General features: G+C 37.8%; 24 protein-coding genes. 10 read left to right on the top strand and 14 right to left on the bottom strand.

All coding sequences use genetic code 11. The features are described from left to right. Positions 1–146 precede the first annotated feature (146 nt). Together Ana3638_RS09345 and Ana3638_RS09340 are read right to left on the bottom strand one after the other, a co-directional pair. Positions 147–659 (bottom strand): DedA family protein, encoded by a 513-nt coding sequence (locus Ana3638_RS09345; RefSeq protein WP_161837782.1) that lies wholly within the window; start codon positions 657–659, stop codon positions 147–149. Positions 660–925: 266 nt separating this feature from the next. After that, the gene (locus Ana3638_RS09340; RefSeq protein ID WP_161837781.1) at positions 926–2,344 is read right to left on the bottom strand and encodes an aspartate ammonia-lyase; all 1,419 of its coding nucleotides are present in this window, start codon (positions 2,342–2,344) and stop codon (positions 926–928) included. Positions 2,345–2,684: 340 nt separating this feature from the next. Between Ana3638_RS09340 and Ana3638_RS09335 the strand changes: the two genes are divergently transcribed. After that, entirely contained in the window at positions 2,685–3,149 is a 465-nt protein-coding gene (locus Ana3638_RS09335) for an Lrp/AsnC family transcriptional regulator (RefSeq protein WP_161837780.1), read from the top strand. 11 nt (positions 3,150–3,160) lie between these two features. Here Ana3638_RS09335 and Ana3638_RS09330 read toward each other — a convergent pair whose 3' ends face one another. Beyond that, positions 3,161–3,511 (bottom strand): winged helix-turn-helix transcriptional regulator, encoded by a 351-nt coding sequence (locus tag Ana3638_RS09330; RefSeq protein WP_161837779.1) that lies wholly within the window; start codon positions 3,509–3,511, stop codon positions 3,161–3,163. Positions 3,512–3,875: 364 nt separating this feature from the next. Between Ana3638_RS09330 and Ana3638_RS09325 the strand changes: the two genes are divergently transcribed. After that, positions 3,876–4,778, top strand: coding sequence for a PhzF family isomerase (locus Ana3638_RS09325; RefSeq protein WP_161837778.1), 903 nt, complete (start codon positions 3,876–3,878; stop codon positions 4,776–4,778). Between the two features lie 150 nt (positions 4,779–4,928). On the opposite strand, the gene Ana3638_RS09320 is transcribed toward Ana3638_RS09325, so the two are convergent. Together Ana3638_RS09320 and Ana3638_RS09315 are read right to left on the bottom strand one after the other, a co-directional pair. Further along, entirely contained in the window at positions 4,929–6,098 is a 1,170-nt protein-coding gene (locus Ana3638_RS09320) for an iron-containing alcohol dehydrogenase (protein ID WP_161840503.1), read from the bottom strand. A gap of 310 nt (positions 6,099–6,408) precedes the next feature. Further along, on the bottom strand, positions 6,409–7,254 hold the full coding sequence (locus tag Ana3638_RS09315; RefSeq protein WP_161837777.1) for a helix-turn-helix domain-containing protein: 846 nt from the start codon (positions 7,252–7,254) through the stop codon (positions 6,409–6,411). 570 nt (positions 7,255–7,824) lie between these two features. Between Ana3638_RS09315 and Ana3638_RS09310 the strand changes: the two genes are divergently transcribed. The 7 genes from Ana3638_RS09310 to Ana3638_RS09280 all read left to right on the top strand — a co-directional run bounded on the left by Ana3638_RS09310 (position 7,825) and on the right by Ana3638_RS09280 (position 14,880). Continuing rightward, the gene (locus Ana3638_RS09310; RefSeq protein ID WP_161837776.1) at positions 7,825–8,220 is read left to right on the top strand and encodes a Rid family hydrolase; all 396 of its coding nucleotides are present in this window, start codon (positions 7,825–7,827) and stop codon (positions 8,218–8,220) included. A gap of 130 nt (positions 8,221–8,350) precedes the next feature. Next, positions 8,351–9,487 (top strand): tyramine oxidase subunit B, encoded by a 1,137-nt coding sequence (locus Ana3638_RS09305; RefSeq protein ID WP_161837775.1) that lies wholly within the window; start codon positions 8,351–8,353, stop codon positions 9,485–9,487. 35 nt (positions 9,488–9,522) lie between these two features. Then, positions 9,523–9,831 carry a (2Fe-2S)-binding protein gene (locus Ana3638_RS09300; protein WP_161837774.1) on the top strand — a complete coding sequence of 103 codons (309 nt, stop codon included), beginning with the start codon at positions 9,523–9,525 and terminating at the stop codon, positions 9,829–9,831. Positions 9,832–10,013: 182 nt separating this feature from the next. After that, the gene (locus tag Ana3638_RS09295) at positions 10,014–11,591 is read left to right on the top strand and encodes an FAD-dependent oxidoreductase (protein ID WP_161837773.1); all 1,578 of its coding nucleotides are present in this window, start codon (positions 10,014–10,016) and stop codon (positions 11,589–11,591) included. Between the two features lie 198 nt (positions 11,592–11,789). Continuing rightward, complete coding sequence (locus Ana3638_RS09290) at positions 11,790–12,116, top strand: (2Fe-2S)-binding protein (RefSeq protein ID WP_161837772.1); 327 nt, start codon at positions 11,790–11,792, stop codon at positions 12,114–12,116. A gap of 2 nt (positions 12,117–12,118) precedes the next feature. Then, the gene (locus Ana3638_RS09285) at positions 12,119–13,246 is read left to right on the top strand and encodes an NAD(P)/FAD-dependent oxidoreductase (protein ID WP_161837771.1); all 1,128 of its coding nucleotides are present in this window, start codon (positions 12,119–12,121) and stop codon (positions 13,244–13,246) included. 248 nt (positions 13,247–13,494) lie between these two features. Then, positions 13,495–14,880: an APC family permease gene (locus Ana3638_RS09280; RefSeq protein ID WP_161837770.1), complete on the top strand. Its 1,386-nt coding sequence runs from the start codon at positions 13,495–13,497 to the stop codon at positions 14,878–14,880. A gap of 163 nt (positions 14,881–15,043) precedes the next feature. On the opposite strand, the gene Ana3638_RS09275 is transcribed toward Ana3638_RS09280, so the two are convergent. From Ana3638_RS09275 to Ana3638_RS25045, 6 genes are all read right to left on the bottom strand, one after another. Then, positions 15,044–16,213, bottom strand: coding sequence for a polyamine ABC transporter substrate-binding protein (locus tag Ana3638_RS09275; RefSeq protein ID WP_161837769.1), 1,170 nt, complete (start codon positions 16,211–16,213; stop codon positions 15,044–15,046). An 89-nt stretch (positions 16,214–16,302) separates the two neighbouring features. Continuing rightward, the gene (locus Ana3638_RS09270; protein WP_161837768.1) at positions 16,303–17,076 is read right to left on the bottom strand and encodes an ABC transporter permease; all 774 of its coding nucleotides are present in this window, start codon (positions 17,074–17,076) and stop codon (positions 16,303–16,305) included. Next, entirely contained in the window at positions 17,073–17,942 is an 870-nt protein-coding gene (locus Ana3638_RS09265) for an ABC transporter permease (protein WP_161837767.1), read from the bottom strand. Before Ana3638_RS09265 ends, Ana3638_RS09270 begins: the two co-directional genes overlap by 4 nt. Positions 17,943–17,962: 20 nt before the next feature. After that, positions 17,963–19,027, bottom strand: coding sequence for an ABC transporter ATP-binding protein (locus tag Ana3638_RS09260; RefSeq protein ID WP_161837766.1), 1,065 nt, complete (start codon positions 19,025–19,027; stop codon positions 17,963–17,965). A gap of 111 nt (positions 19,028–19,138) precedes the next feature. Further along, a complete protein-coding gene (locus Ana3638_RS25050; RefSeq protein WP_246240938.1) occupies positions 19,139–19,501 on the bottom strand; it encodes a M20/M25/M40 family metallo-hydrolase in 363 nt (120 codons plus the stop codon). 29 nt (positions 19,502–19,530) lie between these two features. Further along, complete coding sequence (locus tag Ana3638_RS25045; RefSeq protein ID WP_246240935.1) at positions 19,531–20,244, bottom strand: M20/M25/M40 family metallo-hydrolase; 714 nt, start codon at positions 20,242–20,244, stop codon at positions 19,531–19,533. Positions 20,245–20,454: 210 nt separating this feature from the next. On the opposite strand from Ana3638_RS25045, the gene Ana3638_RS09250 reads away from it, so the two are divergent. Continuing rightward, a complete protein-coding gene (locus Ana3638_RS09250; RefSeq protein ID WP_161837765.1) occupies positions 20,455–20,706 on the top strand; it encodes a hypothetical protein in 252 nt (83 codons plus the stop codon). Positions 20,707–20,839: 133 nt separating this feature from the next. On the opposite strand, the gene Ana3638_RS09245 is transcribed toward Ana3638_RS09250, so the two are convergent. The 3 genes from Ana3638_RS09245 to Ana3638_RS09235 form a co-directional block, all read right to left on the bottom strand. After that, a complete protein-coding gene (locus Ana3638_RS09245) occupies positions 20,840–22,021 on the bottom strand; it encodes an iron-containing alcohol dehydrogenase (protein WP_161837764.1) in 1,182 nt (393 codons plus the stop codon). Between the two features lie 213 nt (positions 22,022–22,234). Beyond that, positions 22,235–23,233: an aldo/keto reductase gene (locus Ana3638_RS09240; RefSeq protein WP_161837763.1), complete on the bottom strand. Its 999-nt coding sequence runs from the start codon at positions 23,231–23,233 to the stop codon at positions 22,235–22,237. A 395-nt stretch (positions 23,234–23,628) separates the two neighbouring features. Then, complete coding sequence (locus Ana3638_RS09235; protein WP_161837762.1) at positions 23,629–25,494, bottom strand: beta-L-arabinofuranosidase domain-containing protein; 1,866 nt, start codon at positions 25,492–25,494, stop codon at positions 23,629–23,631. Between the last annotated feature and the right edge of the window lie 55 nt (positions 25,495–25,549).

Here is a 25,549-nt window from a genome sequence, read left to right as displayed (position 1 = left end):
TGCATCATAATAATAATTATCTTTTGTCACTTATTTTTTCCAGCTTTAATCATTATACACGCTGATGGGGTTTCTTTCAAATTCAAAGCAGCCAAATTGATTCATGACTACAATTATCCAATCCTGCATTTTTCATTTTTCTCCTTTCATTCGTTTAATACTTGCAGAACAGGATTACCCAAAAGGTATCCGGCGCCAACTAAAGTCAGATTCCATATAGTAATTCCCAACATGGAAAATACCGTATATCTCCAAAAATTCATTTTTAGGATACCTGCTGGTATCGGTATAATGGTCCGAATTACAGGTATTAATTTGCCGATAAATATACCAATATATCCTTTATTTCTTACTCGTTCCATTGCCTGGTCAATTGCCCGCTTATGTTTGGGGAACTTTTTTACATATCTGTTTAATAGAAATTCACCTCCGAATCTCCCCACAAAATAAAGCAATGAGCTCCCACAAAGTCCAGCCAATACTGAAAGCAAAAGCGCCATACCGAAGCCAATTCCTCCCTGGGATGCCCAGATTCCTGCCAGGGGAAAAACCAGGCCTGCCGGGAACCCTGGCAGGTTTAAATATTCTAAGAATACAATAACGAATATTACAATGGCACCGTACTGATGAAAATAATTTGTTATAATTTGAGTGTCCATTTATTCTCTTCCTCTTTCTATAGCATTTAATAACCATATCTTTTTGCTCCTTACTTTACTTCTTTTGTTGCTTTTTAATTACTATAAAACATAAATCTAAAAACCAACTCTATAAAAAACGAAAGAATTTCTAAAGAAAAACGATATTAAATGATTCGCCCGACAAAAGCCCAATTTAATCTTATAAATGAATACCAGCGTATATATATTCATTAAATATAATTTGTGAGGACTTTTGCCGGGCGAATCATAATATGAATAAGCCTTTAATTTGTTTGTAGGAATAAGTTATCCAGATGGTATTTCGGTTCCGTCATATTGGTGGGATTTAGTATTTCATTTAGCTGTTCTAATGTTAACTCCGTTTCTTTTAGTACCAGCTCCCTAAATGCAATTCCGGTTTTTAGAGATTTCTTGGCCAGTTCCGCTGCTTTCTGATAACCAATAAACGGACACAGTGCTGTGGAAATGCCTACACTTGCATCTAATAATACCTGGCACTGTTCTTCATTGGCAGTAATATCCGTTATGCAATTATCCGTTAAGGTTGCCACCGCTCCCGTTAATGTCTCAATGGATTCAAACAGATTATAGAATAATACCGGTTCAAAAGCATTTAATTCCAACTGACCTGCCTCTGCCGCCATGGTAATCGCCATATCATTTCCGATAATATGAAAAGCGACCTGGGTTACTACCTCCGGGATAACCGGGTTTACTTTCCCAGGCATTATGGATGACCCATTTTGCTTTGCCGGTAGGTTAATTTCACCTATTCCGGCTTTGGGTCCGCTGGAAAGTAGCCGAAGATCGTTACATAATTTTGATAAATTAACCGCACAGGTTTTTATAACTCCCGATATAGATACAAATCCGTCCAGATTCTGGGTTGCATCAAACAGGTCGGCTGCCTGCTTGCAGGATGTTTTGCATATTTTATTTATGTTTGGGATGATCTGCTGTAAATATAATGCATTGGCATTAATAGCGGTGCCTATGGCGGTTCCCCCCATATTCAGGGTTGATACCTCATCCATAGACTTTTCCAGGCGGCAGGTATCTCTGGCGATTACGGATGCGTATGCCTGAAATGCCTGCCCAAGCCGCATGGGCACTGCATCCTGAAGCTGGGTTCTACCAATTTTTAATATATGGTTAAATTCTTTGGATTTTTTAAGAAGTGCGGTATGAAGACGTTTTAACTCAAATATAGTTCCCGGAAGCAATTCTAAAACGGTTAATTTTCCCGCGCTGGGAATGACATCATTCGTAGATTGTGACATATTTACGTGATCATTAGGATGAACCAGCGAATAATCTCCTTTTATTCCACCAAGTATTTCTGCTGCACGATTTGCAATTACTTCATTGGCATTCATATTAGCGGATGTACCCGCACCTCCTTGAATGGGATCTACGATAAACTGGTCCTGAAATTTACCGCTTATTATTTCATTACAGGCACAGATAATAGCATCAGCTATTTTTAAGTCCAGCTTATTTATACTCTGGTTAGTAACAGCCGCTGCTTTCTTTATCTTAACCAGATTCCGTATAAATACAGGATGCATAGGTTTCCCGGTTATATTAAAATTCTTTTTAGCCCTTAAGCTTTGTACACCGTAATACGCGTCTGCCGGAACAGCCAAACTGCCGATCGAATCGGCTTCAATTCTTATTTCCATTTAAATCATCCTCTCTTTCAAGTATTCAATGCCGTAAATTATGAAAACGAGAATAACATGTTCTTCCTTTTTCGTAAAGATACTCAGTGCAGATACGAAGATAAATAATTATTTGACCTTAAAACATTATAAAATAAATTAATATACTGATTTTCTTTAAAAAATTAATTTCGCTTTATTTAATTTCGTTTTATGAGTTACTAGCTTGAAAAGATTGGTTATATAATTTATAATATTAAGAATTAACCCCAGGATTATTTAGAAAAACAGTAATCCGGGCACTTATCTTATTATTCACCAGAAACATTTACATACGGACAGGAAAGGAAGAAAGCTGAATATGGATCATATTGATGAACAGATTTTAATGATGCTGCAGAAAAATGCCAGAGCTCCACTAAAAGTTATAGCGGAGAAAGTATTTTTATCTTCTCCGGCAGTTGCAGCCAGAATCAGCAGATTAGAAAAAGAAGGAATTATTAAAGGTTACCACACGGAAGTAAATTGGTTCAAATTAGGATACCATATCACTGCATTTATTAATCTGGAAGTTGAACCGAACCAAAAACCGGAATTTTATCCTTTTATCAAAGCTTGTCCAAACGTAATTGAATGCAACTGCGTCACCGGACATTATGCCATGTTGATCAAAGTCTGTTTTTCCTCAACCATGGAACTGGATACTTTTATTGGACAGATTCAGAAGTTCGGCAGAACCAGTACCCAGATTGTTTTCTCTACGGCTGTTGAACACAGGGGAATTCAGGAAATTACAAAAGCGGAAGAATCTGGCCTTTCAGATTAATTATATATTTTCTATACCATATATTTTCTACCCCATAGGCACAGTTCGGTTAATATATTATCCAATGATCTTCCTTTTTCTGTCAGATTATATTCGACTTTAGGAGGAATCGTCGGATATGCAATCCTTTCAATTAAGCCATCCATTTCAAGTCTTTTTAATTCCAGGGATAATATTTTATGGCTGATGTTGGGTATGGATTTTTTTAATTCACCATACCTTATATGTGGGGATTTTAATATATGCCATAATATAATCGCTCCCCATTTGCTCCCTATTACTGTCATGGCAAAACCAATAGAACATTTAAAGTCTTTCTGTCTTTTTCTTTGATTCGGAAACTTTTCCATAATATCATCCATATTCCGTCCCTCTTTCAAAATGGTTAGTAACTGCTAATAAAGTGCGTACTTGTATTGTTTCAATACCTGGTTATAATTAATTATATAATACCGCTGTATTTAATGCAATCAACACGTACAATATTAAGTTTAAGCAATTAAGTTATTTAGGTAATTATGAAACAAGATAATTGAAGTTATTTAGGTAATTGCGAAACTCACATATTGTATCTATATACCATGCAATTAATACAATTCCAGAGCTGAATTTTGCCCATAGGGCAACTGAAGCTCTGAAATTCGTATCAATTGTATGGTATATTCAGAAAGCTATATAGTTTCGCAATTGCTTATTGAAGTTACTATTTGAAAGGAGATTCAACCCATGAACAAAAAATACCGATTATATCAGATTGATTCCTTTACTAAAAATAAATTTACAGGGAATCCTGCGGGAGTAATAACAAATGCGGACGGATTAACCGAAGAGGAAATGCAAAAAATTGCCAGAGAGCTTAATAATTCCGAAACTGCTTTTATTTTACCATCCGATAATAAGGACTATGACGTAGCAGTCCGTTTTTTTACTCCGACAAAAGAAGTACCAATATGCGGCCATGCCACAATTGCCGCCCACTATGCAAGAGCGGTGGAAAATAACCTTGCTTCATCAAAAGTTATTCAAAAAACCGGTGCAGGTATTCTGCCCGTAGATATCATAAAGGAAAATAACGATTATAAAATCGTTATGACCCAGGGTAAAATCGAATTTGGGGAATTAATTGACGGAATTAACAAAGAAAACCTCTTAACCGCTTTAAATATCACCGAAGAAGATCTGCTTATAAACCATCCGGTTCAAATTGTCTCAACAGGCCATTCCAAGGTTATGATAGGCATAAATAGTAAAAATAAGCTGAATGAACTTAAACCCAATTATGACGCTCTAACGAAATTAAGTAATACTATTAGCTGCAATGGATATTATATTTATACGATGGAAGATAATGAAATATTGGTACATGGAAGGATGTTTGCACCTGCCATTGGAATTAATGAAGATCCTGTTACCGGTAATGCAAATGGTCCCCTAGGTGCTTACCTGGTAAAACATAAATTAGCAAAACATGATAATGCTGTACTCCGATTCAAGGCAAAGCAGGGCGAAGCAATAGGCAGAGCCGGAATTATAGAAGTGGAAGTGAAAATAGAAAATGAAGAACCAGTGGAAGTAAAAATCTCCGGAAATGCAGTAATTGTATTTCAAACGGAAATAACTGCAGAATAGGGGTATTACATATTATCTTAAGAGTTAAAAGAGGCAGATGTAAAATCTTCAGCCGGTTATTATTGTGATATTTTAATGTAACTGTCATAATAAGTATACGCCATAAAAATTTTGCTTCTGCCTCTGTTATGCTTCTGTAATAATAAACTATTATTTATAAGAATCCTCTAAGATTTTAATACAATCTTCCTTGGTTAAAGGTACCGGATCTACTTCAAATAATCCACCCATGGTATCATAGGCTTTCATTACGTATTTCTCAATTTCTTCTTTTTTAATGCCATAATCGGACATCTTAAGCTCATCCACATGACAAACCTTTTGCAGTTCCACCAAAGCATCTACAAAATCCATAGGATCCGTTGCATTCTCTTTTCCCATGGCTTTTGCCATTGCAATAAATCTTTCCTTACAGCAATCCTGCCCGGCAAAAAAAGTATAATAAGCTTTGCTGATCATAATTAAACCGGCACCGTGAGGTAAACTGGGATGATATGCACTTAAGGCATGCTCCAGAGAATGTTCGGAGGTGCAGCCTGAGGTAGATTCTACCATACCGGCTAACGTATTACCCAGTGCAACCTTTTCTCTGGCTTCTTCGTCCTTACCGTTCTCTACTGCTTTTGAAAGATTATGTCCAATCAGTTCAATTGCTTTTAATGCATACATATCACTCATTACATAAGCTGTTTTATTAATATAACCTTCCGTACTGTGGAAAAGGGCGTCAAATCCCTGATAAGCTGTTAAGTCAGCCGGTACGGTAAGCATTAAATCCGGATCTACCACTGCTAAAACCGGAAATGTTTTTTCGTAACCAAATCCGATTTTCTCCTCCGTATCTTCTTTCGTTGTAACAGTCCAGGGATCCACTTCCGTACCGGTTCCGGCTGTAGTAGTAATCGCTACAACAGGAAGAGGATCTACAGGTACCGGCTGACCTTTCCCGCTGCCACCGGATACATAATCCCAATAATCCCCTTCATTTTTAGCCATAACAGCAATGGCTTTTGCTGAATCAATACTGCTTCCGCCGCCAAGACCGATGACGAAATCACAGCCATTTTCTTTCGCAAATTCTGCTCCCTCCATAACATGGGCTTTAATTGGATTCGGTAATATCTTATCATATACGGCATAAGCAATACCGGCCAATTTAAGTTCTTTCTCAACCTTATCCAAATAACCGTTTGCTCTTGTTGATTTCCCTGATGAAATAACAATCAGCGCTTTTTTACCCGGTAACTTCTCCTTGTGTAGATTTCCAAGCTGCCCCTTGCCAAAAAGTAATTTTGTCGGTATAAAATAATTAAAATTCATATCTTTCACCAATTCCTTCCTTGTATTTTCTTTTTTTGAAACCTTTTCATATCATACTTTAGCCTATAGGAATCATCTTACACCTTAGAGTTAACTCGAGAGCAAGTATTTTATTTAAAATTCGTGTAAAATTTGTTATTAATAATATGAAAATTCATAAAAAAATAAAAATAATTATGTAAAGTTAAATTCAAATCTGCTTGATCACAAGGCATCCATGCTGACACTGACCGGCGTATTCGTCCTGGAAGGCTTGTCGCTATATAATATGGTAAATGGAGCTTCGTCAATTACCGGGAAAAACATAGTATTATACAATATGCAATTTCTTATCATATGCATTCAATAGTAGATTATCAATATAACTTTTAGGAGTTAATCCTGAAAATCTTTTGAAATCTTTTATGAAATGGGATTGATCAAAATAACCCGATTCCAATGCCGTATCTACACAATTGACGCTATGGATGGTATCAATTAAATTACTGACGGATTTCTGAAATCGAATGAATCTGATAAAATTTTTGGGATTCATACCGAACTCCTCGTGAATTTTTTTATTCAGGTAACGCTCTGTATATCCGGTGAAAGCGCTTAAGTCCGATAGTTTTAAACTGCCTCCGGATTTTAATATCTCATTTCTGAGAACATACTTCATACTGTTCTTATCTTCTGCCTCAGTATCAAAGTGTCTGGAATAATAATTCATAAAAATATTTATTTTATCTTCAAAGTTGTTTGCAAAAAACATATCTTCTAATAATTTCTCTTTTTCGTCATGAGAGGAAATCATATCTTCAAATACTTCTTCATTATTTACAAGGTCACTTAAAGGAACAACTCCTTTTACGGGATTTACTCCGGGCATAAAACGAACTCCGAAATACTCACATTTTATATCTGTTTCCGTCGTTCCTTTCTCAAGAAAGGTTCCGGCTATTTTTGAATATAATTTACCGTCCTTTTTCCAAAAGAGGATATCCACGCAGGCGTCAGGAATAACGCCCATTTTATCGGACTCGGCAGTAAACTGATAAAAATGTGCTAAATTGTATTTCATCAAATATTTTTTACTGTAATTTGACGTAACAAGAACAAATTCCGGTTGTTTCGGATTTAATTCTGTAAACTTTGAACCAGTATTTACATTTAACATAGTTGCCTCCTTCCGGATATTTTATGTGATATCCCCGGATTAGTGGTTGACATTACATTTCCAGTTTATAAAATCCTTGTTCCAATAAAGGTATTTGGCATGCCATTTTATTTCTACTCTATTAGACACTATTTTTCGATTTGAAGAATTTCCAATAAACCGGAAGAAACACGCTTTGCGAGTTTCTTCGGTTCGCGTGCGCGTTCGAATTATTGCAAGCAAGCTTGCCAATTCTCACTTTGCTTTCGCGGAAAATAAAAAAAACACAAAGATTTCATGCCTTTGTGATTTGCCATTATTTTATCACTTGAATGAGGTAACGTCAAGAAATAAATTGTTCCAAATATAAGAGTATTGTTTTAGTATTTATTCTATTTACCAGATCCGGTTTGTTTTATTTGAGTTCCGATTTTTACAAGAATTGTGTTGATTTTGGGAATAAAATAGTATCATAGAAAAGGCAAAGGGGTCTTGTGGATTAATTCCACAAGACCTTTTTTGTTTATAAAAATATAAATTAAAAGTTTATACTTTTATTTACAATTAATGCAATGACAGGAGGTAGAAAAGGTGAAAAGAATCAATTACTCGTCAAGGGCTCCTTTAGAGGAAATTGTGGGATATTCCAGAATGGTTAAAGTAGGAGATCATATTTATATTGGCGGAACTACAGCTGTTTTACCTGACGGATCTGTATCAGGGGAATCTCCTTATGAGCAGGCGAAATACATTTTTGAAAAGTTGGTCCGGCTTCTGAAAGAAGCTGAGGCTGTAAACAAGGATGTTATCAAGATTAAAGCGTATGTTACGGATATGAAATTTGCGAAAGAAGTAGGGGATGCTTTTTCAGAATTTTTTAAGGAGGTCAGACCATTATTTACAATGGTAGAAACTCCGAAATTAAACCGGCCTACTCAATTTGTGGAAATCGAATTAGAAGCAATTGTTGGATGTGGAACGGAATAAGAAGAATATCACACATGAAAAAAGAATTTATGAAGAAAGAATATTTATAAAAATAAAAGCCTGTATTCAAAAATTATTAAATATGAAAATCAATAAAAATATAAAATTATAATTGGCGGAGGAAAAAAGTATGGGATATCCAAATATAGACTTTATCTATTTAAATGAGGAAGATATGATTAAAGCAGGCGTTACTGACATGGCAGGTTGTGTTGAGGCCATGGAAGAGATGTTTAAGTTACTAAAAATCGGTGATTACCGTATGGGTGGTGCCAATGCCAACTCCCACGGCGTTATGATGACATTTCCCGAAAGTTCTCCATTTCCTAATATGCCAACCGATGGTCCCGATAGAAGATTTATGGCAATGCCCGCTTATCTTGGCGGAAAATTTGATATGGCAGGAATGAAATGGTATGGTTCTAATACGGAAAACCGTGGGAAAGGCCTTCCAAGATCCATACTTATGCTTACTTTAAATGATAAAGATACAGGTGCTCCATTAGCTTATATGTCCGCTAATATTTTAAGTGCTTTTCGAACCGGTGCGGTTCCCGGTGTAGGAATCAAATATTTTGCAAAAGAAGATTCTAAAGTAGTAGGTATTATAGGACCCGGTGTTATGAGTAAAACTGCATTTGATGCAGCTATGGCAGTAAGACATAGCATCGAAACAGTTCAAATTAAAGGAAGAAGTAAAAAATCAGTAGATAGTTTTATTAACTATGTAAAAGAGAAATACCCACAAATTACAGATTTCAGAGTGGTTGAAACGGAAGAAGAAGCTGTTAAAGATGCCGATATTGTAAGCCTTGCAACCTCCAGCCCAACAGGTGATCCTAACCTTTATCCTTATATTAATGAAGCGTGGATTAAACCGGGTGCAGTTCTTTGCTGTCCTGCCTCTGCAAGATTTGATGATGACTTTTTATTAAACCGTGCCAGAAATGTTGCAGATAATATTCAGTTATATGAGGCATGGGAAGAAGAAATGGATTTTCCTGCATATAACTCCATCCCCATTCCTGCAGTACATTGTATGGACTTAATTGAAGAAGGAAAAATGAAGAAAGAACAAGTAGATGATTTAGGTGATGTAATCATGGGAAAAGTCCCGGTTCACAGAAAAGAGAATGAAATCGTTATTTATTCTGTTGGTGGTATGCCTATTGAAGATGTTGCCTGGGGAACCATTGTATATCGTAATGCAATTGAAAAAGGTATCGGAACAAAATTAAACTTATGGAAAGAACCTTATCTGGCATAAATAAATTGCTTATTTAAGTAAGATTGGAGGTAATTATGAGAATAGAGGAACATCCAATACTGGGAAAACCGGTGGAGAAGAAAGTCATTGAGTTTTCTTATGACGGTAAAACTTTAACAGGCCTTCTAGGTGAGCCAATCGCAATGGCCTTAGAAGCTGCCGGTGTAATGATTCACCGCTATACGAAGAAATATCATAAACCCAGAGGTCTTTTTTGTGCCATCGGCAGATGTACTGACTGTGTTATGGTAGTTAACGGTAAGCCTAATGTCAGAACCTGTATAACACCCTTGGAAGAAGGAATGGACATAAGGACCCAATACGGTGTATCCGTAAAGGAATAGTATAACTAAGAAATAACAGTAAGAGAAATACCAGGTTGAAAGAAAATATCTTAGAAAGGATTGCCACATGTAGATTCTTTCAACCTATTTATTTGTGGCATTGGGGCTGGTATTATGCACTGGGGTATTGATTCCGTCAATATTTTGCATACATGTAACAGACCCATGCAGTGGGTATAAACATGAAAAGGTATGATTTAATTATAATTGGAGCTGGCCCCGCCGGTTTGTCAGCCGCAATTGAAGCTGCCAAAAGAGGTCTTAAGGTTATCGTTTTCGATGAGAATGCAAAACCGGGTGGACAGCTTTTTAAACAGATTCATAAATTTTTTGGTTCCAAAGAACATAAAGCAAAAATCAGAGGCTTTAAAATAGGTGATGATTTATTAAAAGAAGCAAATGACTGTGGTGTCAGAGTAGAGTTAAATGCCATAGTAATCGGTTTGTATCTGGATAAAGAAGTAACTGTAAAAATCGGTGATGAGATAATACATTATAAAGGAGATAGTATTATTGTTGCTACCGGAGCTTCTGAAAATATGGTCACCTTTGATGGCTGGACACTGCCCGGTGTGATTGGTGCCGGAGCGGCTCAGACAATGATGAATTTACACAGTATAAAACCGGGAAACCGTGTATTAATGCTTGGTACCGGTAATGTTGGTCTTGTGGTAAGTTTTCAGCTTATGCAGGCAGGCTGTGAAGTGGTTGCCCTTGTAGATGCGGCCCTAAAGGTAGGAGGCTACGGTGTTCATGCAGCCAAGGTTGCAAGATGTAGCGTACCGTTTTACTTATCCCATACAATCATAAAAGCAGAAGGTGAGGAATGTGTTACCGGAGTTACTATCGGAGAAATTGACAATTCCTGGAGGACAATACCCGGCTCTGAAAAACATTTTGAAGTGGATACCATATGTCTTGCCGTTGGCTTATCTCCTATGTCACAGCTGCTTGGCATGTCCGGCTGTAAGATGAAAGAAACCCCGGGAGGATTTGTTCCGGAATGTGATGAAACCGGAGCAACTTCAATACCCGGAATCTATGCAGCAGGAGATGTCTCCGGTATAGAAGAGGCAAGTTCTGCTATGATTGAAGGACGAATTGCAGGTATCTCGGCAGCAGAGTATTTAGGATTTATTACGAAAGAAGAATTACAGAATAATCTTACGGAATTAGAAAAAGCACTTAAAAGCTTAAGAGAAGGAATGTTTGCTCCCGAAAACAGAGGTAAAATAATTGAAAAAACAGATGAGGGAATTGAGGTGTCAGACAGTCTGTTGAGAAAAGGTTATGTGGATGAATCTGAAATAGAGCGTTTTCCGGGCGTAACTAAAAGAGCAGGCGTACATCCGGTTATTGAATGCACACAGAATATTCCCTGTAATCCATGTCAGGATGCCTGTCCGAAAAAAGTGATTAAGATTGGCGAGAAAATTACTTCTTTACCGGCTGTTGATGAAATGAAAGATTGTACCGGCTGTGGTCTTTGTGTTGCCTCCTGTTCCGGTCAGGCAATATTCCTTGTTAATGAGGAAGTTGAACCAGGTTACACATTCATAACCCTTCCCTATGAATTTCTTCCGTTACCGGCGTCTGGTGATAAAGGCAAGGCCTTAGACAGAAGCGGTAAGGAGGTATGTGAAGCTGAGATTATAAGTGTAAAATCCTCGAATGGATTTGACCACACCCATTTATTAACCATGAAAGTTCCAACTGATATGGCAATGAAAGCCAGATTTTTTCGCAGGTTGCTGGTATAAAGTGTGAAAGAAGAACACTTTCACTCCATTATTTATGGCAGTACCGCAGGCCCGCCTGCGGTATGCAATGGGAGCAAGTGTAAAGAAAAACGTCTTAACAAAGTGAATTACTAAGACAATTCACTTTGTAATGCCGCTGGAGCGGCATCATGACGGGAAGGTTGAAAGAAAATATCATGAATGAAAGGAAGCCACATTTTGAGTAAAATAAAGGATCGATTTAAAGACATTGGTGAATTTGTGCCTCAGCCCGATGATACTATGATTATCTGCCGATGTGAGGAGATTACCAAAGGTGAAATCAGAAAAGCTGTCCATGACGGAATGTTCACCATAACAGAAATCAGAAGATTTTTAAGAACCGGTATGGGGCTGTGCCAGGGGCAGACCTGCGGCAGACTGGTAAAAGGAATTGTAGCCAGAGAACTTAAAGTCTCTCCCATGGAATTAGAACCTGCCGTATCCAGGGCTCCTATGAGACCCATTGAAATGAAAATATTCGGAACCGAAGGAAAGGAGGCCTGAAAATGGATAACCTGGCAGATGTAATAATTATCGGAGGAGGCATTATGGGAAACTCTACCGCATACTATCTGGCGAAGAAAGGATGTTCTGTCATTGTTCTTGAAAAAAGTGATTCTATCGGTAATGGCGGTTCCAGTAGGAACGGCGGCGGTGTAAGACAATCAGGACGTGATAAAAGAGAATTACCTCTGGCTATGTATGGTGTAAAAAATTTATGGCCGGCTCTTTCAGAAGAATTAGAAATGGACATTGAATATTATCAGGAAGGTAATTTACGTTTAGGTAAAACGGATAGACATATTAACATATTGAATGGTCTTACAGAAAGGGCAGCTTCTTTGGGGCTGGACGTGAAAATGATAAATGGGTCTGAGGCAAAAGTAATTACTCCTTATCTTTCTGATGAGGTAATTGGTGCAAGCTGGTGTCCGACGGATGGGCATGCCAATCCTATGTTAGCAACACTTGCCTATTATAGAAAGGCAAGAAGGTTAGGAGTCAGGTTTTTTACCGGTGAAGAAGTAATTGAGATAAGAAAAATAAAAGGAAAAGCCAAGCAGGTGGTAACCACTTCTAATATATATGAGGGAGACACCATCATTCTGGCAGCAGGTTATGAAAGCAGACAAATAGCTGCAACCATTGGCTTAGATATTCCAATGACAAAAGCCTTATTGGAAGTACTGGTAACAGAGGCACAACCTCCTATGTTTTATCAAATGTTAGGAACGGCTGATGCCGATTTTTATGGTCATCAAAGCACACATGGTTCTTTTGTATTCGGTGGTTCATCAGGTTTTGAAGATACCAATAAAGATAATGGAAAGCCGGTTACCAACAGCTTAACGGCATCTTGTATCTGCAGAGGTATCATGAAATATTTTCCCTGTCTGTCTGATGCCAAGATAGTTAGAACCTGGGCGGGCTGGATTGATGTTTGTGCAGATCACGTTCCGGTTATCAGTCATGTGGAAGAAGTTCCCGGTCTAATATTAGCCTGTGCATTTTCCGGTCATGGATTTGGTATATCACCAACCGTTGGAACTCTCCTTTCCCAAATGGCTACGGACGAAAAGACGGTACTTGATATAAGTGATTTCCGATATAATAGATTTAAAGCTAAAATTTAATATCTTTCTGTAACCAGGAATTTTACTTGAACATGAAACAATCAAAGAGCCGGTGAATTGTTCCGATTTTTACAATTCATAACCATCCATCTATAGTATACTTAACCTTTTAGAAGAATCGATAGATGAATTATTTACAACCGACAATGGCGTCTTGCTTTATTTGCAAGACGCTATTTTTTACTTTATAGGATTTTCGCCATTGAAAGGAAACAAAAATAAAGTATTTTAAATAAGGAGGATTTCAAATGAAAGACAAAAAACTAGGACTCGGCAGTGCAATTTCAGTATGTGTCGGGTTAATTGTTGCAACCAGTTGTCTCTTATCATTGGGACTTGGTATGGGGCTTGCAGGAAGAGGATTTATTTTAGCAATGTTTATTGTTGTTATTTTAAATATTTTACTGGCATTTTCTTTTAGTGAGCTTCACGGTATGATGCCTGATGTGGAAGGCGGGCTTGGACCCGTTCCTTCCATCGTTTCTAATCTTTCCGCATATGTAATTACCAATATGCTTGCCGGTTCTGTTGAACTTGCTATGTGCGGCATCGTATTACAGGAAACGTTTTTACCTCAGGTTCCGGCAGTTGTCATTAGTTTATTAATCCTATTTCTTCTGGCATTTGTTAATTATCTTGGTGTCAATATATTTGCCAGGATTCAGAATCTGGTTGTTGTATTATTAATTGGTTCCTTGGTTTTGCTTGGTATTATCAGTGCCTTTAAGTTAGGTACCGGAACAGTAATCGAAGCAGCTTCCCAGAGTCAGCCGGCAGTTACAGGAATGTACGGCATTGCATCTCTTACAGCGTTAGCATTCTGGTTATTCATTGGTATTGAATTTGTCATACCAATTTCTAAAGATTTAAAGAATCCAAAAAGAGATGTTCCCCTGGCCATGATTTTAGGTGTTTTGTTACTATTTGTGGTTCAGGCTTTAATGGGTATTGGTATGACCAATTATGTATCTTTAGAAGATTTAATGTCAAGTGATATGCCTCATATTGTATTTGCAAAAAATCTATTAGGAACTCCCGGCACCTATTGGATGGGTGTTGTAACAATTCTTGCAGGTGTCAGTACAATTAATACGGTGCTTGGCAGTGTCACAAGAATTTTAAGTGGTATGGCTGAAGCTGAAATGATGCCCTGTTTTTTTCAGAAAAAGAATGCAAAAGGTACACCTATTGCAGGTCTTGTAATGATGGTTGGAGTTATAGCAATTGTTTTAATTACTGGCTTTGCTAACAGTTCAGGCCTTACAAATATTTTACTTGCAGCTTCTTGTTTTTGGTTAGCCTCTTATATTTTAGTAAATATTACGGTCCTGGTATTAAGGAAACGTTATCCCGATGCAAAAGGAAGAAATAAAAAATTAACTCTCTTAGGTATTCCTCAATTTATATGTATTATTGGCGATATTTATATGATTTGGAATATAGCTGAAGGAGATGCAAGAATTTTTATCTATAAAATATTCTTTGCTTTACTTGTAGTCATGGCAGCATTTGCAATGATATGGGTAAAAGTTATTAAGAGAGCAAAACCTTTTGAAAGAGTATCCATTGATAAAGTTAACAATGTAAAATTAGAAAGGGAATCCTCCTATTCCGAATCTTTACAGAGTATTTAGTTAATTCATTTACTTTTTATGTTATATAATGATTTTAGATTTTCTTTGTCGGGTAAATCATTAATGCTGTGCACAAAAAGTAACAGGAAAAGGATAATTAAACGGAACCCCAAACACCGGTTTCCACGTGACCGGCATTTGGGGTTCCGTTCGTTAATTATATTTAGTCACAGGCGTCTACAAATTCACTCCATACTTTATTGTGTAAATCTTCTGCTTCCTGAGATATGTTTTGAATGATTTCACCATCTTTTACGGAAGCCGGAACCACAAGGGAACTCTTCATATCTTCTGAGATATAATCATCCGCTGCTTTTGTCGTACAGTAATATCCAATAAATTCAAAACATTTTGCGGAAATTTCCGGTCTTAAGATATATTCTAAAAAGGCATGGGCCGCAGCAGGATTAGGAGCCTTGGACGGAATAAATCCTGCCATAATTCCAAACCCGAGACCCTCTTTCGGATATACAACCTTTAAATCAGGCCTGGCTGCAAGAGCCTGTGTAACCTGAGAGGTATATAAAAATGCTGCGCTTACTTCTCCGCTGATAATATAATCCTGTGCATTACTGTCACTGATAATGCGGATATTGGGGGCCAGTTCTTTTAACTTATCTCCTGCTTTTTGTATGGTAGCAAGGTCATTGGTATTAAAGGATTCTCCCAGGGTCTTAAGAGTAATTCCGTTAATAACGCGGTAATTTCCGATTATAGCAACACTGTCTTCTAAAGACGGATTCCATAAATCACCATAGCCGGTTATTTCAAAATCTACTAAAGCCGGGTCATATACAATTAAAGGAATTCCGGCTCCATAAGGTACTGTATATTCATCCTTTGTATCATAAAACTGTCCCTGGTAGAGCGGATTGATGTTACCAAAATCAGAGATCCCGGATTTATCCAGCTTCTGTGCAAGTCCTTCCTTAATAACCAAATCAATGATATAATCATCAGCTATAACCAGGTCATAATCGCCTCCTTTGGTTTCTTCCAGCTTAGCAAGCATATCTTCATCATAATCAAAATTGGAATAATAAATACGTACGCCGGTTTCCTCTTCAAAACCATCTAAAACTTCCTGTGGGAACATACCATCCCAGGTATATAAATTAAGGTCTCCCCCAATTTTCTTACTTTCCTTGTCTGCTGTTTTTCCGGCTGACGTATCTTCCGAAACGGTATTCTCTTCCGCTGCAGTCTCCGCAGCTGTACCGTTATCTTGTTTATTACCCTGAGCTGACGTATCTTCCGTATTATTTTTGGCACACCCTGCAAACAGGGTTAACACCAGCGTAAATACGGATAATAATGCGATTAATCTTTTCATAATGATTCCTCCTTAAATTATATTCATTAACTGATGGTTTCTTTTATCTTCTTCTTTTATCTTCTTCTTTTATCTTCTTTTTTCTTCTTTTATCTTCTTCTTTTATTTATCTGACCGGAAAGAACCAGCAGAATAACAGTAACAGCTAACATAATGCTGGCAAGAGCATTAATCTCAGGTGTTACTCCGGTTTTTAGCCTGGTATATATTTTTATGGGCAAGGTATTGACCTTCGGACCGGTTACAAAGATACTGATTACCACATCATCAAAAGACATGGCAAAAGATAATAACATCCCGGAAAGAACTGCAGGCCGAATCAGCGGAAAGGTAATATCAAAAAATACACGGATGGATGACGCGCCAAGGTCCCTGGCTGCTTCTTCGATACTTATATCCATTCCGATGAGACTTGCCCGAACCATCATAAATATGTAGGGTATGCAGAAAGAGGTATGTGCTATCACTAAAGTAGTCATACCAAAGGGTAAACCCATAAATGAAAAAGTGGCTAAAAATACCATACCTAATATTATCTCAGGTATCATAATGGGTATCATGGAAAAATACTCCACAAATCCATTCGCTTTTCTTTTGATTTTCGTCATGCCGATAGCACCCAGGGTTCCGATGAATACAGCGGCCATACAGCTTAAAAAAGCCAATACCAGGCTGTTAATTAAAGCCTCCTTAATATCCCTGTCATGCAATAACTGCTGATACCAGGATAGGGACCAGCCGCCCCATACGGATGTAATCTTGGATTCATTAAAGGAATAAATCACTGTCAGTATAATCGGAATATAGGTGATAATTAAAAATACCGTCAAATAAATAATGGGAAGTTTTGTTCGATTTCTCAAAATAATCCCTCCAATTCTTTTGTATTTGCTAATTTACGGTATAATCCGATGATCAGGGATGTGAGAATCATAAGTATAACCGATAATGCCGCTGCAAAAGGAAGATTTCTTCCTTTCGTCAACTGCTCCTGGATTACATTCCCCACCAGGACAATTTTATTGCCTCCTAAAATATCTGCTACAAAAAAAAGACCCATGGATGGTATAAAGGTAAGTACCACTCCGGATAAAAGTCCGGGAAGTGTCAGCCGAAACGTAACGGTCAGGAAAGCTTTTATTCTGCCTGCCCCCAAGTCTCTGGCAGCTTCCACCAGTGTCCAGTCCATTTTTTCTACGCTGGAATAAACTGCCAATATCATAAATGGTACTAATACATAAATCATACCTACAACCACAGCAGGATAGGAATAAAGTAACTTTAAAGGCTTTTCTGTAATATGTAATCCCATTAATATCTGGTCCAGCGAACCATTACTGCGAAAGACTATAATCCATCCGTACAGCCGGATTAATCCGCTGGTCCAGAAAGGTATCATAAGCAGCATCATAACCCTGCTTTTCCAGTATCCGGGCAGCCTTGCCATAAAATAGCCAAACGGATAACCAAATAAGGTAATAAATAAAGTAACTATAAATGCCAGTTTAAGTGAGGAAAGAAAAGTATTAATGTATAACGGTTCTAAAATCCTTATGTAATGATCGAAAGTAAAACGATTGACTGTCCCCCAGACCTCTGCCCTTGTTAAAAAACTTAAAACCAGCATGTAAATAAACGGAATTAATACAAATGCCAGGGTAAAAAGATAAATAGGCACTAATGTCAGCCAAAGAAATCGATTATGATTTTTTTTCTTTTTCAAACTCATAACATATCCCGGCTCCTTTCCTAATTATTAACAATAACCACGTTATCCATGTTCCATCCTATTTTAGCTTCATCACCGATTTCCAGGTTATAATTAATACCATGGCGGCTTGCAACCAGCTCTTCTTTATTCTCTAATTGAAATACCATTCGAAGCAGTCCGCCGGCAAAAGATTTTTCCGTAACCTTGGCAGTAATCGGATATTCCATCTCATCATTTACCAGAATATTTTCACTCCGCACCGCTAAGGTGATCCTATCTCCCACTTTATAATCTTTTTCCGACTTCTTAACCGCGATATTTTCCTGGCCAACTGTTACCACTATCCTATCTTCGCCTATGGAAGATACCTTTCCCTCAATGACATTGGCATTTCCGACAAATCTGGCAACATAACTGGTCAGAGGGGTATTGTACACTTCATCCGGCGTTCCTGTCTGTTCAAATATCCCGTCCCTCATAACAACAATCCTGTCCGACATATTAATTGCTTCTTCCTGGTCATGGGTGATATAAATAAACGTGATGCCCAGTTTTTTCTGTAGTTTTTTAAGCTCCAGCTGCATTTGTCTGCGAAGCTGCAAGTCCAAGGCTCCCAACGGTTCATCCAATAATAAAATCTTTGGATTATTGATAATTGCTCTGGCTATGGCAACCCTTTGCTTTTGGCCTCCGCTGAGCTCAGAGGGCTTTCGTTTCTCAAAACCCTGTAACTGAACCAGTTCAAGAACTTCCTCTATCTTCTTTTTTATGGTTTCCTTTGACGTTTTCTTTAGTTTAAGCCCATATCCAATATTTGAGGCTACATCCATATGCGGGAATAAAGCATAACTTTGAAATACGGTATTCACATCTCTTTTATTTGGTTCCGTATCGGTGACATCCTCACCGTTTAAAATAACTTTACCTGTATCGGGGGTTTCAAGACCTGCAATAATCCTTAAAGTAGTGGTTTTACCGCAGCCGGAAGGCCCTAAAAAAGTAATAAATTCACCTTTTTCTATGGTTAAATCGATACCCTTTAACACCTTCGTATCTCCAAACCTTTTGGTTATCTTTTGTAAATTTAAAATCGTTTCTCCCATACTCCAGCTCCAATTTCTTTATTTTCCGTAACTGCTCAATCAATACTTACTATTTTCCTACTGATTTAGTATGTTTTAATTATTCCAGTATATTCCTGTTAAAATAGTATGTCAAGTCATTAATTTTAAAGTAATATTACTGCACTTTTCCAATTCATCGATATGAGTATATTCCTTTGTGGAATGTACCGCATTCATTCCGCAGGCTATTACAATTCCCAGTATCCCATTGCGGACAAAGTTATTGTTATCACTGCCTCCGAAGGTTGCAATATAATCGGTTTCATACCCCAATTCCCTGCATACTCTCTCAAAGCGCTTTACGACCTTTTGCTCCTGGTTTATTTCATAGGCAATACATCCGAAAGAGGTTTCAAATTCTAACTTCGCGCCGCGAATCTTCGCGGTTTCTTTAAATATATGCTCTATCTTACCGATCTCTGCTAATGTTTTTTCATGATTTAAGCTGCGCACTTCCCCTTTTAAAATACATCTCTCAGGCACTATGTTTCTGGCAAGGCCCCCTCAATTGTACCTACATTTACCGTAGTTTCTTCATCTATCCGGCCCTGTTTGATTGCAGTAATTGCTTCTGCGGCAACGGATATTGCATGGATGCCTTTTTCCGGTGCAAACCCTGCATGGGATGCCTTACCGATAAATTCAGCCGTGAAAGATATAAGTGTCGGTGCCTTTAAGGCAGCTGTACCTACAGGACCGCTTAAATCAAGCACATAAGCCTCTTTGGCTTTGATCCGGTTATAATCAAATACTTCGCTGCCACGGATATACACTTCTTCCGCTATGGTAAATAATACTTCTATACTTCTATGGGACAGCCCTTTCTCCTTTATGGTCCGTACTGCTTCCAGGATAGCGGCAACCCCTGCTAAATCGTCCGCGCCTAATACCGTATTCCCATCACTGGTGATCGTTCCATCTTGGTGTTTAACCGCTCTTTTACCGGTACTTGGTTCTACCGTATCCATATGGGCGGAAAAAAGTATTGGATCACCCTCTATGTCTCCTTTTAAAAATCCGTATAAATTACCTGAATTACCATCATAATGTTTATATGCATCATCTTCCGTAACTTCAAAACCTAACTGGATTAAATATTGTTTTAAGACATCAGCCATTTGCCTCTCTTTAAAAGATGGAGAGTCTATAGAGACCAATTTCATAAATTCCTCTGTCACTCGCATTTTATTAATCATAGTCCAATTTTTTCCTCCTTTTTGTGATAATGTAACACGTTTTAAACTTTACTTCAATATTAATAATAAAATTTATACTTAGCTTTACCATACTTTTTATAATCATTCCAATAAAAGTCAATAGGGATATTCATATATACGGTTAATAAAGTTTTGTAAAACGGATACAATAAGAATTGTACCAACCGCCAATGAAAGGGATGAGATATTATGTCAAAAATTATTATGGGCATCAAACTTATGGAACGTATGAAAACAGCAAGTAAATTTCAGGAATTACTATCAGAATATGGTTGTGATATATGTACACGCCTCGGTCTGCATGTAGCTTCTTCGGATTCCTGCAGTCCTAATGGATTAATTATTTTGGAATTTAAAGATAATGCAGATGATGCTGCTGCTGAATTTGAAGAAAAAGTATATAAAATTGCGGATGCAACAATACAAAAAATGGTATTTTGATTGCTTGTTTAAAGCATTGGAGAGAGCTGTTGTAAGATATCATCTTAATCTACGTCATTGACGCAATGAAAAAATTTATATGCTTACGACAGCTCATTCTTTTATTTTTACTCAATTATATTACAAGTTTTCCTTATCTTGCCATCCTAAAGATTTCTTCCATATCTTCCATGTTAAGTACTTGAAAACGCCCTATGGTTCTGGTATTTTGAAAACTGCACTTAAAGGCGAGTTCATGAATCTGTTCATCCGTTACTTCGATTCCTAATTCACGGATAGAAGTGGGCATACCAATACTCCAGTAGAAATGTTCCATAGCCTTAATGCCTTCTGAAGCTGTTTTATCCGTATCATTAAAATTGTTTGGAACACCCAATACATTTACCGCAAACTGGGCAAAACGGTTTGGAGCGGTTTTATATACATATCTCGCCCAGCTTCCCCATACTGCTGCCAATCCGGCACCATGGGTTACATCAAACATACCGCCTAATTCGTGTTCCAGCTGATGGGGAGCCCAATCTCCTCCTGTAGTTCCGCATCCGGTTAAACCATTGTGGGAAATGCTGCCGGCCCACATGATTTCCGCTCTGGCATCATAATTATTCGGATCCTCCATTAAAATTTTTGCATTGCGGATTACAGTTTTCATTAAAACTTCACTAAAACCGTCTGTTAATTCCATCGTTTTACCGGTGCTAAAATAACGCTCCATGGTATGCATAAGTATATCCGCACATCCGCTCTGTGTCTGGTATTGGGGCAGGGAATAGGTTAGTTCCGGATTCATAATTGCAAATTTGCATCGTCCATAGTCCGTATTGCAGGCTCTCTTAAGCCATCCCTCTTCATTTGTTATAACGCAGGAATTACTCATCTCACTTCCTGCTGCGGCAATCGTTAAAATAACTCCGATTGGCAGGCAGCCGGTTGGAGTCTGTACCCCTGAAAACAAGTCCCAAACATCACAGTCATTTGCAATTCCATAACCAATTGCTTTGGCAGAATCAATGACACTTCCCCCGCCAACTGCCAGGATAAAATCCACTTCTTCCTTTCTGCAAAGCTCTATCCCTTCATACACCTTGGATAATCTCGGATTAGGAACTACTCCTCCCAGACTGACATAACTTATTCCCTCTTCTTCCAATGAGCTAAAAACCCTGTCTAACAAGCCTGATTTAACAGCACTTTTACTGCCGTAATGAACAAGAACCTTTTTACAATTTTGTTCTTTTACCAATGTTCCTGCCTGTTTTTCCGTTCCTTTACCGAATAATACTCTGGTAGGTGTAAAATATTGAAAATTTTCCATCGCAAATGTACCTCTTTTCCTGATATAGTAAACATGGTATCTCCATTGTATTACTTAGAGATAGCTCTAGGTCAATATTTTTTTCAAATTCTTCAATTTGTAATTTAATTGTTCTATAATTTAATGCTTATTAGTGCTTATTATTTAATGCTTATTATTTAATGCTTACATTTTAATACTTATATGTTAATACTTATATGTTATAACTTCATGTTATAGTTCAAACAATTCATTTTCAACTTTTAATTCACTTGCTTCCAATAATCCATTTAACTGCTCCAATTTGGTTACACTGCCAATGGGTATTACGTCAAATGGCTGATTCAGTAGATAAGCTACGGATATGGCAAAAAGGGAGGCACCGGTCTTTTTATGGAATGCAAGGAATTTCTCATATAATTTAAGATTCCTGTTGTTTAAATATTCCTTCTTTAATTTATCGGAAAGCCTCAATTCATCCACAGGTGTTATAAGGGTTCCCTCCCTTACTTCTGCATTTGTCTGATATAATTTTTCAAAAAAACCATTGGCGGTAGATGTATAAGGAATCAGAGGCATCCTGGTATTTTTATGCCATTCATAATAAGCTTCATCTGTTAATTCCATGGTAGCATCCCGCTCCAGATGATTATCAATATTAAGACTGGCAGCACTCCACTGATTGGATACGGCACTGAATCCCTGTAGTTTATGTTCTTTTGCATAATCACATGCCTTTTCCATACGTTCTCTGCAAAAATTAGAAGCACCGTAATAGCGGATTTTCCCACCCTTTACCAGTTCCTCCATCCACTCTACTATCTCTTCCATCGGCTTATTTTTATCATCCCGGTGAAGCCAGTACAAATCAATATGGTCAAGCCCTAATGTCCGCATACTTTCATCAAGATCATGATGGATATCTTCTTTGGTAACTCTTGGTATCTGAGGTGCTTTAAAATCATAGTGTGCCCCTTTCGTTGCTATCACCACGCCGTTTTTTGCTTTTCTTAATTTTAACCATTCCCCGATGATTTCTTCACTTACATTTGCTAAACCCGGTACCCAGCGGCAGTATACATTAGCCGTATCAATAAAATTTCCACCTGCTGCCGTAAAAGTATCCAAAACCTGAAAAACCATTTCTTTTGTTAATTTCTCTCCAAAATTTCCGCCGCCTAAACAGATATTGCTTACTACCAGATCCGTTCTGCTTAATTCTATTTTCTTCATGGTAAACCTCCTTTTGATTCATACCAATACCAATGGTTTAACATTTCATAACAAAGTTAAATTTAACCTTATAATTAGATATCATTATACTTCTTCAGTATTAATCAGTAAAGTATTTAAATAAAATCCGGTAACTATAAAAAAGCTATTACGAAATCTTAAATATTAAGATTTGCAACAGCTCTTATTCATAACAAATACAGCCATCTAACCTCCATATCCTTATCCGATATTCAGGTCTGGTTATTTATATCATCATTCTCCTGCTGTTTTGTTATTAATTCTTCTACTCTGGCAATAACAAATTGTTTCACTGCATCTATATCACATAAACTAATATCCAGATTAATTACCTCATTTAACCAGACGGACTGTCCGGAACTTGGTCTTATACTTTATAAGATTGGCATCTCCGTTAAACGCAGATTCGTACAACCATAAGGAATTAAAGTTAACTCTTCAATCTCATCAGATATCCGGTTAAGTTCCGGTTTAACGGCAGCCGAACCATTTATCATTGGCCAGTCAATTTTACTTCCCTTTACTTTAGCTTTTATGGGAGCATTTGCAGGAGAAAATGGCATTTTACCCACTTCTCTTTCTTCAAAATGAATACTGTCCGTAATCTCCTCCTCATTAATTCGTAAACCATAATTCCAGGGGGATTGTGCATATATTTCATAATCACAGTGAGGATATTCTCTACCCACTATGTTCTGATTGATCTGTACCCACTTTTCTTTTATTTCCAGGGCATAAACTAACGGTCCTCTGACTATGGAATAAAGTCCGTTAGGCCTTTCAACCAATTCCGCTTTCATAGGCAGTTTCAACAGAAATTCTGTTTCTCCATCCCATTCTTTCTCTAATATCATAAATTCTCCGTTATCTTTTTTAATTCCAATACCCGCTATATTAATTTCCGGTGTTTGACACCAGGCTGGAACTCTTAAACGCAAGGAAAAACGTATTTTGCTATCCGTGTTTATTTTAAAATGAACTATATCTTTAAAAGGATAATCCGTTACCATGGTTATATTAACATTAATCCCCTCAAAAACTGTCTGTACCGACATGGGCGCATATAAAATAACCGCGAAACCATCTTCCGCTTTTAGTATGGTATTCATAGCAAATTTAGGCCAGGGCTGGCTTAAGTTTGCCGTACAACAGCCAAAATTCGGTTCCAGTCCAAACAGATGTGCCTCTCCTCCGTTGGTATTGAATAAGGCTTCTTCCCTCCTGCTGCATTCCACCTGGTTTACCTGCTGGTCATATTGATGACTCCACATATCCGGACTGAAAGTAGCAGGAAGTGCGTTAAACCCTATCTTTTCTAACCTGTCACCCCAGTAAGCCCTGCCGGTGATTGCAATCAGATGTTCTAAGGAATACATATATTCCGCTACGGCACATAGCTCTGTTCCCTGCACCGGACTTTTTCCCGCCAGACATTCATCTCCGGTAAATACTCCTGTTACCATTCCATGGTATTCATCCAGCAGTTCAACCATTTTCTCCGCGCTATGTAACTGCTCATAATCTCCCGTCATACGCGAAATTAAAGCACCGGATTTTAATGCCATTGCATTGTTAACCACATGGCTCATCTGACTCCAGCGTCCCTTTCCGTCCGGGTTTTTATAAGGCCAATGTCTAAAAAATTTAATCCAGTCAAAACCCTGGCAGTGAAGCTTTGACGCCAGATTAAGCAGCCATTCTTCGCCGGTTCGTTCATATAACCACCAGATAGAAATCAGGCATTCATACCATCTGGTCTGTGCCCAGGAAAATAATAAATTGCTGTCAATATGCCTGTCTAAATTTAATAGTGCCTTTTTTACAACTTCCTCAATTCTATTATCCTGGGTAAAGTCATGATATAAAACCAGCACCTTAAGTATCAGAAACAGAGCCCAAATATCATATTGATTCCGGTCCGTTTCTTCACCGGGACAGATCCACCCATCTTCATCCTGCTGTTTAATGATGAAATCAATATACCTTGACGCCCTTGCTTTCATATCTTCCTTATCCAGCAGCCAGGCTAAGGGAATAAAACCGTCCAACCAATAGGGAACTCTCTCCCACCCCTCTTTATCTCCTCCTATCCACTTGCTTTCCTTTATATCCGGCCAGAATTTATCCAGATTGCCGGAAAGTCCGTCTGCCTGAATTTGCAGTTGTTCTAAAAGCCAGCCCTGTGGTTTCAGGTCTTGCGTAGGTAATAGAGTAAATACCTGTTTTTTTAGTTTGTTCATATAATCTCCTATCTGCTGCCTATTTACAGCTTGCATTCATTTTCTGTACAATAAC

This window comes from Anaerocolumna sedimenticola (assembly GCF_009931695.1).
GTDB classification, from domain to species: domain Bacteria; phylum Bacillota; class Clostridia; order Lachnospirales; family Lachnospiraceae; genus Anaerocolumna; species Anaerocolumna sedimenticola.
The sequence above is the reverse complement of the archived record's forward strand: the minus strand, read 5'-3'. Positions and strand labels throughout refer to the sequence as shown.